Origin of the sequence: Enterobacter sp. CGMCC 5087 (assembly GCF_003144775.1) — a bacterium.
GTDB classification, from domain to species: Bacteria; Pseudomonadota; Gammaproteobacteria; order Enterobacterales; family Enterobacteriaceae; genus Enterobacter; species Enterobacter cloacae_M.
Genome location: NZ_QFXN01000124.1, coordinates 1 through 16,586, shown reverse-complemented (window position 1 = coordinate 16,586; position 16,586 = coordinate 1). Strand labels below are relative to the sequence as shown.

The 16,586-nt window shown below is 56.3% G+C and carries 15 protein-coding genes; all 15 read left to right on the top strand.

Annotated elements, in window-relative coordinates; genetic code table 11:
- The first annotated feature begins 2 nt into the window (after positions 1–2).
- A complete protein-coding gene (gene wzc, locus DEO48_RS12005; RefSeq protein WP_109845284.1) occupies positions 3–2,165 on the top strand; it encodes a tyrosine-protein kinase Wzc in 2,163 nt (720 codons plus the stop codon).
- Positions 2,166–2,260: 95 nt separating this feature from the next.
- On the top strand, positions 2,261–3,103 hold the full coding sequence (wcaA, locus tag DEO48_RS12000; RefSeq protein ID WP_023312403.1) for a colanic acid biosynthesis glycosyltransferase WcaA: 843 nt from the start codon (positions 2,261–2,263) through the stop codon (positions 3,101–3,103).
- Positions 3,103–3,594, top strand: coding sequence for a colanic acid biosynthesis acetyltransferase WcaB (gene wcaB, locus DEO48_RS11995; RefSeq protein ID WP_023312402.1), 492 nt, complete (start codon positions 3,103–3,105; stop codon positions 3,592–3,594). Before wcaA ends, wcaB begins: the two co-directional genes overlap by 1 nt.
- Positions 3,591–4,808, top strand: coding sequence for a colanic acid biosynthesis glycosyltransferase WcaC (gene wcaC / locus DEO48_RS11990; protein WP_109845283.1), 1,218 nt, complete (start codon positions 3,591–3,593; stop codon positions 4,806–4,808). The genes wcaB and wcaC overlap by 4 nt, the downstream gene beginning before the upstream one ends.
- A complete protein-coding gene (wcaD, locus tag DEO48_RS11985; protein ID WP_029742034.1) occupies positions 4,783–6,003 on the top strand; it encodes a colanic acid polymerase WcaD in 1,221 nt (406 codons plus the stop codon). The genes wcaC and wcaD overlap by 26 nt, the downstream gene beginning before the upstream one ends.
- 16 nt (positions 6,004–6,019) lie before the next feature.
- The gene (gene wcaE / locus DEO48_RS11980; protein WP_109845282.1) at positions 6,020–6,766 is read left to right on the top strand and encodes a colanic acid biosynthesis glycosyltransferase WcaE; all 747 of its coding nucleotides are present in this window, start codon (positions 6,020–6,022) and stop codon (positions 6,764–6,766) included.
- A gap of 15 nt (positions 6,767–6,781) precedes the next feature.
- Positions 6,782–7,330: a colanic acid biosynthesis acetyltransferase WcaF gene (gene wcaF / locus DEO48_RS11975; RefSeq protein ID WP_023312399.1), complete on the top strand. Its 549-nt coding sequence runs from the start codon at positions 6,782–6,784 to the stop codon at positions 7,328–7,330.
- 24 nt (positions 7,331–7,354) lie between these two features.
- Positions 7,355–8,476 (top strand): GDP-mannose 4,6-dehydratase, encoded by a 1,122-nt coding sequence (gmd, locus tag DEO48_RS11970; RefSeq protein WP_014884502.1) that lies wholly within the window; start codon positions 7,355–7,357, stop codon positions 8,474–8,476.
- Between the two features lie 2 nt (positions 8,477–8,478).
- A complete protein-coding gene (locus tag DEO48_RS11965; RefSeq protein ID WP_032642824.1) occupies positions 8,479–9,444 on the top strand; it encodes a GDP-L-fucose synthase in 966 nt (321 codons plus the stop codon).
- 2 nt (positions 9,445–9,446) lie between these two features.
- Positions 9,447–9,926 carry a GDP-mannose mannosyl hydrolase gene (locus DEO48_RS11960; protein WP_039263102.1) on the top strand — a complete coding sequence of 160 codons (480 nt, stop codon included), beginning with the start codon at positions 9,447–9,449 and terminating at the stop codon, positions 9,924–9,926.
- Complete coding sequence (gene wcaI / locus DEO48_RS11955; RefSeq protein WP_109845281.1) at positions 9,923–11,146, top strand: colanic acid biosynthesis fucosyltransferase WcaI; 1,224 nt, start codon at positions 9,923–9,925, stop codon at positions 11,144–11,146. The genes DEO48_RS11960 and wcaI overlap by 4 nt, the downstream gene beginning before the upstream one ends.
- Before the next feature lie 3 nt (positions 11,147–11,149).
- On the top strand, positions 11,150–12,586 hold the full coding sequence (cpsB, locus tag DEO48_RS11950) for a mannose-1-phosphate guanyltransferase (protein ID WP_023336268.1): 1,437 nt from the start codon (positions 11,150–11,152) through the stop codon (positions 12,584–12,586).
- Between the two features lie 111 nt (positions 12,587–12,697).
- On the top strand, positions 12,698–14,068 hold the full coding sequence (gene cpsG, locus DEO48_RS11945) for a colanic acid biosynthesis phosphomannomutase CpsG (protein WP_029742028.1): 1,371 nt from the start codon (positions 12,698–12,700) through the stop codon (positions 14,066–14,068).
- A 46-nt stretch (positions 14,069–14,114) separates the two neighbouring features.
- A complete protein-coding gene (gene wcaJ / locus DEO48_RS11940; protein WP_047652466.1) occupies positions 14,115–15,509 on the top strand; it encodes an undecaprenyl-phosphate glucose phosphotransferase in 1,395 nt (464 codons plus the stop codon).
- A gap of 1 nt (position 15,510) precedes the next feature.
- On the top strand, positions 15,511–16,586 hold a 1,076-nt coding region (locus DEO48_RS11935), incomplete at its 3' end, for an MOP flippase family protein (RefSeq protein WP_109845280.1).

The following is a 16,586-nucleotide window of genomic DNA, read 5'->3' as shown; positions in this document are numbered from 1 at the left end:
CAATGACAGAAAAAACAAGACCTTCTGCCGCCCCGACTTCGGGCAGTGATGAAATTGATATTGGGCGCCTGGTCGGCACTGTTGTAGAGGCAAAGTGGTGGGTGCTGGGCATTACCGCCGTGTTCGCTGCGGCGGCCGTCGTCTATACGCTGTTTGCCACCCCTATCTACAGCGCCGACGCGCTGGTACAGATCGAGCAGAATACCGGCAACTCGCTGGTGCAGGACATCGGTTCCGCGCTGGCGAACAAGCCGCCGGCATCCGACGCCGAAATTCAGCTCATCCAGTCACGCCTGGTGCTGGGTAAAACGGTTCACGACCTCGGGCTCGATATCTCCGTCACCAAAAATACCTTCCCAATCTTTGGTGCCGGCTGGGATCGTCTGATGGGGCGAAACAACGACACGGTGAAAGTCACTGACTTCGTGCTGCCGAAAGGGGCAGGCGATCAGACGTTTACCCTGAAGGTGCTTGGCCCGAAACAGTACCAGCTAACCAGCGACGCAGGTTTTAGCGCGCGCGGCGAAGTGGGGCAGATGCTGACCAAAGACGGTGTCAGCATGATGGTTAGCGCCATCAACGCCCAGGAGGGCGGCGAATTCACCGTCACTAAATTCTCCACCCTGGGGATGATCAACAATCTGCAAAACAACCTGACCGTCACCGAAAACGGTAAGGACACCGGCGTGCTGAGCATGACCTTTACCGGTGAAGATAAGGATCAAATCCGCGACATCCTGAACAGCATTACCCGCAACTATCTTGAGCAGAACGTTGAGCGTAAGTCGGCGGAAGCAGCGAAAAGCCTGGCCTTCCTCGCGAAACAGCTCCCGGAATTGCGCGCCCATCTGGATGATGCCGAGAACAAGCTGAACGCCTATCGTCAGGATAAAGACTCCGTTGACCTGCCGCTGGAGGCGAAATCGGTCCTCGATTCGATGGTCAACATTGATGCGCAGCTCAACGAGCTGACCTTCAAAGAGGCGGAGATTTCCAAGCTTTATACCAAACGTCACCCGGCCTACCGCACGCTGCTGGAGAAACGCCGCACGCTGGAAGAGGAGAAGGCGAAGCTCAATGACCGCGTGACCGCGATGCCGAAAACGCAGCAGGAGATCGTGCGTCTGACCCGCGACGTGGAGTCCGGACAGCAGGTTTACATGCAGCTGCTGAACAAGCAGCAGGAGCTGAAGATCACCGAAGCCAGTACCGTCGGTGACGTGCGCATCGTCGACCCGGCCATTACCCAGCCTGGCGTGCTGAAGCCGAAGAAAGCGCTGATAATTCTCGGCAGCATTATTCTCGGCCTGATGCTCTCCATCGTGGGCGTGCTGCTGCGTTCGCTGTTCAACCGCGGTATCGAAAGCCCGCAGGTGCTGGAAGAGAGCGGTATCAACGTCTATGCCAGCATTCCGCTGTCCGAGTGGCAAAAATCCCGCGACAGCGTCAAAACAATCAAGGGCGTCAAGCGTTACAAACAGAGCCAGCTGCTGGCGGTGGGTAACCCAACCGACCTCGCCATCGAAGCGATCCGTAGCCTGCGTACCAGCCTGCACTTCGCCATGATGCAGGCCAAAAACAACGTCCTGATGTTAACCGGCGTCAGCCCGTCGATTGGTAAAACCTTCGTCTGCGCCAACCTGGCGGCGGTGGTCAGCCAGACCAACAAGCGCGTGCTGCTGATCGACTGCGATATGCGTAAGGGCTACACCCACGAGCTGCTGGGCACCAACAACGTTAACGGTCTGTCGGAAATTCTGCTCGGTAAAGGTGAAATCAGCCAGAGCGCGAAACCTACAACGGTGCCGAAATTTGACCTGATCCCTCGCGGTCAGGTACCGCCTAACCCGTCCGAGCTGCTGATGAGCGAACGCTTCACCGAGCTGGTGGAGTGGGCGAGCAAAAATTACGACCTGGTGCTGATCGATACGCCGCCAATTCTGGCCGTGACCGACGCAGCCGTTGTTGGCCGCCACGCGGGAACCACGCTGATGGTGGCGCGTTATGCGGTCAACACCCTGAAAGAGGTGGAAACCAGCCTGAGCCGCTTCGAGCAGAACGGGATTGAGGTGAAAGGGGTGATCCTGAACTCCATCTTCCGCCGCGCGACCGGGTACCAGGATTATGGCTATTACGAGTACGAATATAAATCTGACAGCAAATAAAAATCCCCCTCACCCTAACCCTCTCCCCAGAGGGGAGAGCAGCTTTCTCCTTCTCCCACCGGGAGAGGGGCCGGGTGAGGGATAAGGGGAAGACCATGACCACACAACGCCCTTTAGTTTCAATCTATATGCCGACATGGAATCGTCAGCAGCTGGCGATCCGCGCAATCAAATCCGTCCTGCGACAGGATTACGATAACTGGGAGCTGATCATCGTTGATGACTGCTCTTCCTCGTATGAACAGCTGCAAAAGTTTGTGACTGACCTCAACGACCCGCGGGTGGTCTATACGCATAACGCCATTAACTCCGGCGCATGCGCGGTGCGTAATCAGGCGATTATGCAGGCCAAAGGGCAGTATCTGACCGGGATCGACGACGATGACGAATGGACGCCGAACCGCCTGTCTATCTTCCTGTCGCATAAAGAACAGCTGGTCACGCACGCTTTCCTGTATGCCAACGACTATGTTTGCCAGGGCGAGGTTTACTCGCAGCCCGCGAGTCTGCCGCTGTACCCGAAATCGCCGTATTCTCGCCGCCTGTTCTACAAGCGCAACATTATTGGTAACCAGGTCTTCACCTGGGCGTGGCGTTTCAAAGAGTGCCTGTTCGATACCGAACTCAAGGCCGCGCAGGATTACGATATCTTCCTGCGCATGGTGGTGGAGTACGGCGAGCCGTGGAAGGTGGAAGAGGCCACGCAGATCCTGCATATCAACCACGGGGAGATGCAAATCACCTCCTCGCCGAAGAAGTTCTCCGGCTACTTCCATTTTTACCGCAAGCACAAGGACAAGTTTGACCGTGCCAGCCGTAAATATCAGCTCTTTACCCTCTATCAGATCCGCAATAAGCGCATGAACTGGCGCACGCTGCTGACGCTGCTGTCCGTGCGTAACGGCAAACGCCTGGCTGATGGACTTCGGGGGAAATAATGTTTCTGGAAGATTGCCGCGCTAACAGCTGGAGCCTGCGTCCGTGCTGCATGGTTCTGGCGTACCGCATCGCGCACTTTTGCTCGGTGTGGCGTAAGAAAAACGTGCTGAACAATATCTGGGCGGCGCCCGTGCTGGTGCTGTACCGCATCATTACCGAATGCTTTTTTGGCTATGAAATTCAGGCTGCTGCCACTATTGGCCGCCGCTTTACCATCCATCACGGCTATGCGGTGGTGATCAACAAGTTTGTGGTCGCCGGGGATGATTTCACCATTCGTCATGCGGTCACCATTGGCAACCGCGGGCCTGACAGCCTGGCCTGCCCGGTCATCGGCAATAACGTCGAGCTGGGCGCGAACGTGGTAATCATCGGTGACATTACGATTGGTAATAACGTCACGATTGGTGCTGGCAGCGTAGTGCTGGACAGCATTCCGGATAACGCGCTGGTGGTGGGAGAAAAGGCCCGCGTGAAGGTGATTAAATGAACATTCTGCAATTTAACGTACGCCTCGCAGAAGGCGGAGCGGCAGGCGTGGCGCTGGATCTGCACCAGCGCGCGCTGCAAAAAGGACTTCAGTCTCGGTTTATTTACGGCTACGGCAAAGGCGGCAAGAAAAGCGTCAGCCACGATAACTTCCCGCAGGTGCACAAGCACACGCCGCGTCTGACCTCGATTGCCAACATTGCGCTGTTCCGTCTGTTTAACCGCGACCTGTTTGGCAACCTGAACAATCTTTACCGCACCGTGACGCGCACGACCGGCCCGGTTGTGCTGCATTTTCACGTGCTGCACAGCTACTGGCTGAATCTGGAAGAGGTGGTGGCGTTTTGCCAGAAGGTGCAGGCCCACAAGCCCGATACCCGCTTTGTCTGGACGCTGCACGATCACTGGAGCGTGACCGGACGCTGCGCGTTTACCGACGGCTGCGAAGGCTGGAAAGATAACTGCCAGAAGTGCCCGACGTTAAGCAACTACCCGCCGGTGAAGGTGGATCGCGCGCATCAGCTGGTGGCCAGAAAGCGTCAGCTGTTCCGCGACATGCTCTCGCTCGGCTGTACGTTTATCTCCCCGAGCCAGCACGTGGCCGATGCCTTCAACAGCCTGTACGGGGCAGGGCGCTGTCAGATTATCAACAACGGCATCGACGTAGCGACGGAAGCCATTCTTGCCGAGCTGACCCCGGTGGCCGAAACCGCGGGCAAACCGAAAATCGCTATCGTTGCGCATGACCTGCGTTACGACGGTAAAACCAACCAGCAGCTGGTGCGTGACATGATGGCGCTGGGTGACAAGATAGAGCTTCACACCTTCGGCAAGTTTTCACCGTTCGAAGGGGCCAACGTGGTGAACCACGGGTTTGAGACCGACAAGCGCAAGCTGATGAGCGCGCTGAATGAAATGGACGCGCTGGTGTTCAGCTCCCGCGTGGATAACTACCCGCTGATCCTCTGCGAAGCGCTCTCTATCGGCGTGCCGGTGATCGCCACCCACAGCGATGCGGCGCGCGAAGTGCTGGAAAAGTCCGGCGGGAAAACCTTCACGGAGCAGGAGGTCCTGCCGCTGGTACAGCTGCCGAAGGCGCAGATTGCTGAGATCGTTTTTGGCACAGACCTGGAATCGTTCCGCAACCGCAGCCGCAAGGCCTACAGTGGACAACAGATGCTGGAGGAATATGTCTCGTTCTATCAGAATCTGTAGTTATCTGCTGCTGCCGCTGATCTACCTGCTGGTCAACGTCAAAATTGCCCAGCTCGGCGAAAGCTTCCCGATAACCATCGTAACCTTCCTGCCCGTTCTGCTTCTGCTGTATGTCGATAAAATCAACCTCAAGAAGCTGATGATTGCCTTAGGTCTGGGCACGGGCCTGACGCTGTTTAACTACATCTTTGGCCAGTCGCTGGATGCGAGTAAATACGTCACGTCGACCATGCTGTTTGTTTATATTGTTATTATTATCGGAATGGTCTGGAGTATTCGGTTTAAAACTATTTCTCCGCACAATTATCGGAAAATCCTTAGGTTCTTTTATATTGCCGTTGCGTTAATTGTTATGCTTGCCGCACTGGAGATGGCGCAAATTATTCTCACCGGCGGCAGCAGCCTGATGGAGATAATTTCGAAATATCTCATTTACAGTAACAGCTATGTATTGAACTTCATCAAGTTTGGCGGGAAGCGTACTACAGCCCTCTATTTTGAACCGGCGTTTTTCGCTCTGGCGTTAATCTCAATTTGGCTCAGCATCAAACAGTTTGGTATCAAAACGCCTAAGACCGATGCTATGATTCTTGCAGGAATTGTTCTGTCTGGATCGTTCTCAGGGGTAATGACATTTATCCTGTTTTACCTGCTGGAGTGGGCGTTCCAGTACCTGAACAAAGATGCGATTAAGAAAAAACTGCCGCTGGCGATTATCTCCCTGACGGTATTTATGGTAGGCGTGATATTTGCCTTCCCGTACATCTCAGAACGTCTTGGTGATTTGGGAACGGAAGGGTCTTCGTCCTATTATCGCATCATTGGGCCACTGGTGATGGTGGGTTATTCCTTAACCCATATTGATGGGGTAGTAAGATTCGGCTCACTTTACGAATATGTTGCATCATTCGGAATCTTTAACGGTGCGGATGTCGGTAAAACCATAGACAATGGTCTGTATCTGTTAATTATTTATTTTTCGTGGTTCGCCGTACTGTTGACCCTGTGGTATCTGTTTAAAGTTTTCAAAATGATGATTAACGCGTTTGGTGATAACCAGAACTTTCGCGTTCAGCTTTATCTGTTTACTCCGGTGTCGCTGTTTTTTACCGGGTCAATATTTAGCCCGGAATATGCTTTCTTGATTGTCTGTCCGTTTATTCTGCGCAAGGCGCTTAATATTACGAACGTATGACGAAATGAGGTGATTTATGTTTCTTAGCGTCGTTACTGTCGCTTTTCGTAATTACGAAGGGGTGGTAAAAACCTGGCGCTCGCTGCGCAACCTGGCGCGCGATCCAAGCCTCACCTTTGAGTGGATTGTGGTCGACGGCGGCTCGAACGATGGCACTGCGGAGTTTCTGGAAAAACTCAACGGTGAGTTCAACTTACGCTACATCAGCGAGAAAGATAAAGGCATCTATGATGCGATGAATAAAGGCATCAACATGGCGCAAGGCCGTTATGCCATCTTCCTGAACTCGGGAGATATTTTCCATGAAGACGTGGCGCTGTTTGCCCGTCAGCTGGCTCGCCAGAAAGAGGACGCCATGTATATTGGCGATGCGCTGCTCGATTTTGGCGACGGACATAAAGTGTGCCGCAGCGCGAAGCCAGGCTGGTATATCTATCACAGCTTGCCCGCCAGCCATCAGGCCATTTTCTTCCCGGTAAAGGGTCTGAAAAAACAGCCTTACGATTTGCAGTATAAAGTGTCTTCCGATTATGCGCTGGCAGCCAGCCTGTATAAATCAGGTTACCCGTTCCGTCGAATTAAAGGGCTGGTGTCTGAATTCTCAATGGGCGGTGTGTCAACGTCTAATAATCTGGAATTGTGCCAGGATGCCAAAAACGTGCAGCGTAAAATATTACGCGTGCCGGGGTTCTGGGCGGAATTGTCTTATTTATTACGCCTGCGCACCACAGGCAAAACGAAAACCTTATATAACAAAGCCTGAATATAAGGAAACGCAATGCAGGATTTAAAAGGTTTTTCCGTGCCGAAAGGTTTTCGGGGCGGGAACGGTATTAAGGTACAGCTGTGGTGGGCCGTTCAGGCAACCTTATTTGCCTGGTCGCCGCAAATAATGTACCGCTGGCGAGCTTTTTTATTGCGCCTGTTTGGCGCAAAAATCGGAAAAAACGTAGTCATCCGACCTTCTGTGAAAATTACCTATCCGTGGAAATTAACGCTGGGGGATTACGCATGGGTTGGGGATGACGCGGTGTTATATACCCTTGGCGAAATTACGATTGGCGCAAATTCGGTGGTTTCACAGAAGTGTTATTTGTGCACCGGCAGCCACGATTTTATGAGTCAGCATTTTGATATTACCGCTTCGCCTGTTGCGATAGGGGAAAAATGTTGGCTGGCAACGGATGTTTTTGTTGCACCGGGTGTTTCTGTTGGCGATGGCACGGTAGTCGGTGCCCGCAGCAGCGTTTTTAAATCGCTACCGGCAAATAAAATTTGCCGTGGCAACCCCGCAGTGGTGATACGCGAACGCGTTGAAACTGATTAAATTCATAAGTAGAGGAATATAAACATGTCTAAAGTCGCTCTCATCACCGGCGTTACCGGGCAGGATGGTTCTTACCTGGCAGAGTTCCTGCTGGAAAAAGGGTATGAAGTACACGGTATTAAACGTCGTGCGTCTTCTTTCAACACCGAACGTGTGGATCATATTTATCAGGATCCTCACGCGGCGAACCCGAAATTCCATCTGCACTACGGCGACCTGACCGATACCTCCAACCTGACCCGTATCCTGCAGGAAGTACAGCCGGATGAAGTCTACAACCTGGGCGCGATGAGCCACGTAGCGGTTTCCTTCGAGTCTCCGGAATACACCGCTGACGTTGATGCCATGGGTACCCTGCGTCTGCTGGAAGCCATCCGCTTCCTCGGCCTTGAGAAGAAAACCCGCTTCTACCAGGCATCCACCTCCGAGCTGTACGGTCTGGTACAGGAAATCCCGCAGAAAGAGACCACGCCGTTCTACCCGCGCTCTCCGTATGCGGTAGCAAAACTGTACGCCTACTGGATCACCGTGAACTACCGTGAATCCTACGGCATGTACGCCTGTAACGGCATTCTGTTCAACCACGAATCTCCGCGTCGCGGCGAAACCTTCGTAACCCGCAAAATCACTCGCGCTATCGCCAACATCGCGCAGGGTCTGGAGTCTTGCCTGCACCTCGGCAACATGGATTCCCTGCGTGACTGGGGCCATGCCAAAGACTACGTGAAAATGCAGTGGATGATGCTGCAGCAGGAACAGCCAGAAGACTTCGTGATTGCGACCGGCGTGCAGTACTCCGTGCGTCAGTTCGTTGAAATGGCGGCGGCACAGCTGGGCATCAAACTGCGCTTCGAAGGTACCGGCGTGGAAGAGAAAGGTATCGTTGTTTCTGTGACCGGCCACGACGCGCCGGGCGTGAAGCCAGGCGATGTCATTGTGCAGGTTGACCCGCGCTACTTCCGTCCTGCGGAAGTGGAAACCCTGCTGGGCGACCCAACCAAAGCGCACGAGAAGCTGGGCTGGAAACCAGAAATCACTCTGCAAGAGATGGTTTCCGAGATGGTAGCCAAAGATCTTGAAGCAGCGAAAAAACACTCTCTGCTCAAATCTCATGGCTACGAGGTTGCCATCGCGCTGGAGTCCTGAGAATGACAAAACAACGTATTTTTGTCGCCGGTCATCGCGGAATGGTGGGTTCCGCGATTGTTCGCCAGCTGGAACAGCGCGGTGACGTCGAAGTGGTCGTCCGTTCGCGCGACGAGCTGAACCTGCTCGACAGCCGTGCGGTTCAGGACTTCTTTGCTAACGAACGCATTGATCAGGTGTATCTGGCGGCGGCGAAGGTGGGCGGCATTGTCGCTAACAACACCTACCCGGCGGATTTCATCTACGAAAACATGATGATCGAGAGCAACATCATTCACGCGGCGCATCTGCACAACGTGAATAAGCTGCTGTTCCTCGGGTCGTCCTGTATTTACCCGAAAATGGCGAAGCAGCCGATCGCCGAAAGCGAGCTGCTGCAGGGCACGCTGGAGGCGACCAACGAGCCGTACGCGATTGCCAAGATTGCCGGGATCAAGCTGTGCGAGTCCTACAACCGTCAGTACAACCGCGACTATCGTTCGGTGATGCCGACCAACCTGTATGGACCGCACGACAACTTCCACCCGAGCAACTCGCACGTGATCCCAGCGCTGCTGCGCCGCTTCCACGAGGCGACCGCCGAGAACGCGCCGGACGTGGTGGTGTGGGGCAGCGGTACGCCGATGCGCGAGTTCCTGCACGTGGACGACATGGCTGCCGCCAGCATTCACGTGATGGAGCTGGATCGCGAGGTGTGGCAGGAAAACACCGAGCCGATGCTGTCGCACATCAACGTGGGTACCGGCGTGGACTGCACCATTCGCGAGCTGGCGCAAACCATCGCGCAGGTAGTGGGCTACAAAGGCCGCGTGGTGTTTGACGCGACGAAACCGGACGGCACGCCGCGCAAACTGCTGGACGTGACCCGTCTGCATCAGCTGGGCTGGTATCACGAGGTGTCACTGGAGCAGGGTCTGGCCAGTACCTACCAGTGGTTCCTGGAAAACCAGCACCGCTTCCGGGGGTAACGATGTTTTTAAGTCAGGAAGATTTTGCCACGGTAGTGCGTTCCACTCCGCTCATCTCAATTGATTTGATCGTGGAGAACGAACGCGGCGAGTTCTTGCTGGGGAAACGAACCAACCGTCCTGCACAGGGCTTCTGGTTCGTGCCCGGCGGGCGCGTGCAGAAGGATGAGCGGCTCAGCGATGCGTTTGAGCGTCTCACTCTGGCGGAACTGGGCCTGCAGCTGCCGATGGCAGCGGGCCAGTTTTACGGGGTCTGGCAGCACTTCTATGACGATAACTTTTCAGGCACCGGGTTCACCACGCACTACATCGTGCTGGGGTTCCGCCTGAAGGTGAGTGAGGCAGACCTGCGTCTGCCTGATTCTCAGCATGACGACTACCGCTGGCAGACGCCAGAGGCGCTGCTTGCCAGCGATAATGTGCATGACAACAGTCGTGCCTATTTCCTGGCTGAACGTCAGGCCGAGGTGCCGGGCATATGAAGATCCTCGTATACGGAATCAACTACTCGCCGGAATTAACCGGCATCGGGAAATACACCGGCGAGATGGTTGAGTGGATGTCGAGCCAGGGACATGACGTGCGGGTCATTACCGCGCCGCCGTACTACCCGGAGTGGAAAGTCGGGGAGCGCTACTCAAGCTGGCGCTACCGTCGCGAAGAGGGCGCAGCGACCGTCTGGCGCTGCCCGCTGTATGTGCCTAAGCAGCCCTCAACGCTGAAACGGTTACTTCATCTGGGCAGCTTTGCCCTGAGCAGCTTCTTCCCGCTGATGGCGCAGCGTCGCTGGAAGCCGGATCGCATCATCGGCGTGGTGCCAACGCTGTTTTGCACGCCGGGCATGCGCCTGCTGGGCAAACTCTCCGGCGCGCGCACTCTGCTGCACATACAGGATTACGAAGTTGACGCCATGCTGGGCCTGGGGATGGCAGGCAAAAGTAAAGGCGGCAAGGTCGCGAAGCTCGCCAGCGCGTTTGAGCGCAGCGGCCTGCACAACGTTGATTACGTCTCGACTATCTCGCGCTCGATGATGAACAAGGCGCAGGAGAAGGGCGTCCCGGCGGAGAAAGTCATTTTCTTCCCGAACTGGTCAGAAGTGGCGCGTTTTCGCGATGTAACTGAGCAGGATGCTCATGCCCTGCGCGCGCAGCTCGGTTTGCCTGAAGATCAAAAAATCATTCTTTACTCAGGCAACATCGGCGAAAAGCAGGGGCTGGAAAGCGTGATTGAAGCGGCCCAGCTGCTGAGTGAACATCCATGGACGTTTGTGATTGTCGGGCAGGGCGGTGGAAAGGCGCGGCTGGAAAAAATGGCCGGGGAACGCGGCCTGACCAACGTGAAATTTTTCCCGCTTCAGTCTTACGAGGCACTGCCTGCGCTGCTGAAGATGGGCGACTGCCATCTGGTGGTGCAAAAACGCGGCGCGGCCGACGCGGTGCTGCCGTCCAAGCTGACCAACATTCTGGCAGTGGGCGGTAACGCGGTGATCACGGCAGAAGCCGAAACAGAATTAGGCCAGCTGTGTGATAGCTATCCGGGGATTGCCGTGTGCGTGGAGCCGGAATCGGTCCCGGCGCTGGTAACCGGAATTGAGCAAGCGCTTGCCATGCCAAAAGTGAACACGGTGGCACGTGAATATGCCGAACGCACGCTCGAAAAAGAGAACGTGCTGAGCCAATTTATTGCAGATATACGGGGATAAATCATGAGTCAAACCACTTTGTATCCGGTTGTGATGGCTGGTGGCTCTGGTAGCCGGTTGTGGCCGCTGTCCCGCGTGCTCTATCCAAAACAGTTCCTCTGCCTGAAAGGGGATCTCACCATGCTGCAGACGACGGTAAACCGTCTGCACGGCGTGGAGTGTGAAAGCCCGGTGGTGATTTGTAACGAACAGCACCGCTTTATTGTTGCCGAGCAGCTGCGCCAGCTGAATAAGCTCACCGAAAACATCATCCTGGAGCCTGCCGGACGCAATACCGCGCCTGCGATCGCCCTGGCGGCGCTGGCGGCAAAACGCAGCAGCCCGGACTGTGACCCGCTGATGCTGGTCCTGGCGGCAGACCACGTTATCCAGCAGGAAGACGCCTTCCGCGACGCGGTGCGTGCGGCGATCCCTTACGCCGAGAGCGGCAAGCTGGTGACCTTCGGCATCGTGCCGGATCTGCCGGAAACCGGATATGGCTATATTCGTCGCGGCAGCGTGACGCCGGGTGAAGGCGACAGCGTGGCGTTTGACGTGGCGCAGTTTGTTGAAAAACCGAATCTGGAAACCGCGCAGGCGTATGTCGCCAGCGGTGAATATTACTGGAACAGCGGGATGTTCCTGTTCCGCGCCGGACGCTACCTGGAAGAGCTGCGCAAATACCGCCCGGATATTCTGAACGCCTGCGAGAAGGCGATGGCGGTGGTGGACCCGGATCTCGACTTCATCCGCGTGGATGAAGAGGCGTTCCTCGCCTGCCCGGAAGAGTCCATTGACTATGCGGTGATGGAACGTACGGCGGACGCCGTCGTGGTACCGATGGATGCGGGCTGGAGCGATGTCGGCTCCTGGTCCTCCCTGTGGGAGATCAGCGCCCATACCCCGGAGGGTAACGTCCACCACGGCGATGTTATTAGCCACAAAACGGAAAACAGCTACGTCTACGCCGAATCCGGCCTGGTGACCACGGTCGGGGTGAAGGATCTGGTGGTTGTCCAGACAAAGGACGCCGTGCTGATTGCCGACCGTAACGCCGTGCAGGACGTTAAAAAAGTGGTTGAACAAATTAAGGCCGATGGCCGTCACGAGCACCATATTCACCGCGAAGTCTACCGTCCGTGGGGGAAATATGACTCCATTGACTCCGGTGACCGCTACCAGGTGAAACGCATCACCGTGAAGCCGGGCGAGGGGCTGTCGGTGCAGATGCACCATCACCGCGCCGAGCACTGGGTGGTGGTTGCGGGTACCGCTAAAGTCACTATCGACGGTGAAGTCAAACTGCTGGGTGAAAACGAGTCCATTTATATTCCGCTGGGGGCGACGCACTGTCTGGAGAACCCAGGGAAAATTCCTCTCGACTTAATTGAGGTGCGCTCCGGCTCGTATCTGGAAGAGGACGATATCGTGCGCTTCCAGGACCGCTACGGGCGGGTGTAGCACTCTGCATTATGCCCGGTGGCGCTGCGCTTACCGGGCCTGCGAATGACAAAAAAATCAATTTGGCCATTACGTGGTCAGGGCCGACTGTTGCCTGAAAAAGGGGTCATCATGGAAAAATTAACCTGTTTTAAAGCCTACGATATTCGCGGCAAGCTGGGCGAAGAGCTGAATGAAGACATCGCGTGGCGCATTGGCCGCGCGTACGGCGAATATTTAAAGCCGCAGACCATCGTGCTGGGCGGCGACGTGCGTCTGACCAGTGAATCCCTCAAGCTGGCCCTGGCGAAAGGGCTGCAGGACGCGGGCGTGGACGTGCTGGATATCGGCCTTTCCGGGACCGAAGAGATTTACTTTGCCACCTTCCACCTGGGCGTGGACGGCGGTATCGAAGTGACCGCCAGCCACAACCCGATGGACTACAACGGGATGAAGCTGGTGCGCAAGGGCGCGCGCCCTATCAGCGGCGACACCGGCCTGCGCGACGTGCAGCGTCTGGCGGAAGCCAACGACTTCCCGCCGGTGAACGAGGCGAAGCGCGGCAGCTACAAAAAAATCAACCTGCAGAAAGAGTACATCGACCACCTGCTGGGCTACATCAACGTGGCGAACCTCAAGCCGCTGAAGCTGGTCATCAACTCCGGTAACGGCGCGGCCGGCCCGGTGGTGGACGCGCTGGAAGCCCGCTTTAAGGCGCTGAACGTGCCGGTCACCTTCGTCAAGGTGCACAACACCCCGGACGGCAACTTCCCGAACGGTATTCCTAACCCGCTGCTGCCGGAGTGCCGCGACGACACCCGCAACGCGGTGATTGAGCACGGCGCGGACATGGGGATCGCCTTTGACGGTGACTTCGACCGCTGCTTCCTGTTCGACGAGAAAGGGCAGTTCATCGAGGGCTACTACATTGTCGGCCTGCTGGCAGAAGCGTTCCTTGAGAAAAACCCGGGTGCGAAAATCATCCATGACCCGCGCCTTTCCTGGAACACCGTCGACGTGGTCTCCGCGGCGGGCGGCACGCCGGTGATGTCCAAAACCGGCCACGCCTTCATCAAAGAGCGCATGCGCGAAGAAGACGCCATCTACGGCGGCGAGATGAGCGCCCACCACTACTTCCGTGATTTTGCCTACTGCGACAGCGGGATGATCCCGTGGCTGCTGGTGACCGAGCTGCTGTGCCTGAAGGGGCAGACGCTGGGCGAGCTGGTGCGCGACCGCATGGCGGCGTTCCCGGCGAGCGGGGAGATCAACAGCAAGCTGGCGCAGCCGGCCGAGGCCATTGCCCGCGTGGAGCAGCACTTTGCGATCCACGCGCTGGAAATTGACCGTACGGACGGCATCAGCATGGCGTTCCCACAGTGGCGCTTCAACCTGCGCTCGTCCAACACCGAGCCGGTGGTGCGCCTGAACGTGGAGTCCCGTGCTGACACGGCGCTGATGGAAGCCCGAACGAAGGACATTCTGGCGCTGTTGAATCAGTAACAATTGCCCCTCCCGGCGGGAGGGGGAACCGAATACAGGAACAACGATGACGAATCTAAAAAAACGCGAACGAGCGAGAACGAATGCATCGTTAATCTCTATGGTGCAGCGTTTTTCTGATATCACCATCATGGTCGGTGGATTGTGGGCGGTGTGTCGGATCGGCGGGCTGCCGTTCTTATATATGCATCTGCTGATGGCACTCATTGCGCTGGTCGTGTTTCAGATGATCGGCGGGATGACCGATTTCTACCGCTCGTGGCGCGGCGTGAAAATGACCACCGAACTGATGCTGCTGCTGCAGAACTGGACCCTGAGCCTGATCTTCAGCGCAGGCCTGGTGGCCTTCAGCCATGATTTTGATAATCGCCTCGTGACCTATCTGAGCTGGTATCTGTTAACCAGCGTCGGCATGGTGGTGTGCCGTTCCCTGATCCGCTTTGGGGCGGGCTGGCTGCGCAACCGGGGCTATAACCGTCGCTTCGTTGCGGTAGCGGGCGATCTTCCGGTTGGTAAGGTTCTGCTCGACAGCTTCCGCAAAGAGCCGTGGTTAGGGTTTGAAGTGGTGGGGATTTATCACGACGCGAAGCCGGGCGGCGTGCCGTCGGACTGGGCGGGCAATTACGAACAGCTTATTGAAGACGCGAAAGCCGGTAAAATTCACAACGTCTACATCGCCATGCAGATGAGAGACGAATCCCGCATTAAGCAACTGATGCGCGAGCTGGCGGACACTACCTGTTCGGTGATCCTGATCCCGGACGTCTTTACCTTCAACATCCTTCATTCACGCATTGAAGAGGTGAACGGCGTGCCGGTGGTACCGCTGTACGACACCCCGCTGTCGGGCATTAACCGCGTGCTGAAGCGCGCGGAAGATATAGTGCTCTCTTCGCTGATTTTACTGCTCATCTCCCCGGTGCTGTGCTGCATTGCCCTCGCGGTGAAGCTGAGCTCTCCCGGCCCGGTTATTTTCCGCCAGACCCGCTACGGTATGGACGGTAAGCCGATTATGGTGTGGAAATTCCGCTCCATGAAGGTGATGGAAAACGACAAGGTGGTGACCCAGGCAACGCAGAACGATCCGCGCGTCACCCGCGTGGGGAACTTCCTGCGCCGCACCTCTCTGGACGAGCTGCCGCAGTTTATCAACGTCTTCACCGGCGGGATGTCGATTGTTGGCCCGCGTCCGCACGCGGTGGCGCACAACGAGCAGTACCGCTCGCTGATTGAAGGCTACATGCTGCGCCATAAGGTGAAGCCGGGCATTACCGGCTGGGCGCAGATTAACGGCTGGCGCGGCGAAACCGACACGCTGGAAAAAATGGAAAAACGTATCGAATTCGATCTGGAGTACATCCGTGAATGGAGTATCTGGTTCGATATCAAGATTGTTTTTCTGACCATCTTCAAAGGTTTCGTGAACAAAGCGGCGTACTAAGATGAGCTTACGTGAAAAAACCATCAGCGGGGCGAAGTGGTCAGCGATGGCGACCATCGTCATCATTGGCCTCGGTCTGGTGCAGATGACCGTGCTGGCGCGCATTATTGATAATCACCAGTTCGGCCTTTTGACCGTCTCGCTGGTGATTATCGCGCTGGCCGATACGCTGTCTGATTTTGGTATCGCCAATTCGATTATCCAGCGCAAAGAGATCAGCCATCTGGAGCTAACCACGCTCTACTGGCTGAACGTGGGGCTGGGGATTTTCGTGTTCGTGCTGGTGTTCCTGCTGAGCGACACCATCGCCAGCGTGCTGCACAACCCGGATCTGGCTCCGCTGATGCGCACGCTGTCGTTTGCTTTCGTGGTGATCCCGCACGGGCAGCAGTTCCGCGCGCTGATGCAGAAAGAGCTGGAGTTCAACAAGATCGGCATGATCGAGACCAGCGCGGTGCTGGCGGGCTTTACCTTCACCGTGGTGAGCGCCCATTTCTGGCCGCTGGCGATGACCGCAATTCTCGGATACCTGGTTAACTCTGCCGTGCGTACGCTGCTGTTCGGCTACTTTGGCCGCAAGATCTACCGTCCCGGGCTGCATTTCTCTCTCGCATCCGTCTCGTCCAACCTGCGCTTTGGCGCGTGGCTGACGGCGGACAGCATCATCAACTATGTGAATACCAACCTGTCGACGCTGGTGCTGGCGCGTATTCTTGGCGCGAGCGTGGCGGGGGGCTACAACCTGGCCTACAACGTCGCGGTGGTGCCGCCGATGAAGCTGAACCCGATCATCACCCGCGTGCTGTTCCCGGCCTTCGCCAAGATCCAGGACGACACCGAGAAGCTGCGCGTTAACTTCTACAAGCTGCTTTCCGTGGTGGGGATCATTAACTTCCCGGTGCTGCTGGGGCTGATGGTGGTTTCCAGCAACTTCGTGCCGCTGGTGTTTGGCGAGAAGTGGAACGGCATCATCCCGATCCTGCAGCTGCTGTGCGTGGTGGGGCTCCTGCGCTCCGTGGGGAATCCGATTGGTTCCCTGCTGATGGCAAAAGCGCGCGTCGATATTAGCTTTAAGTT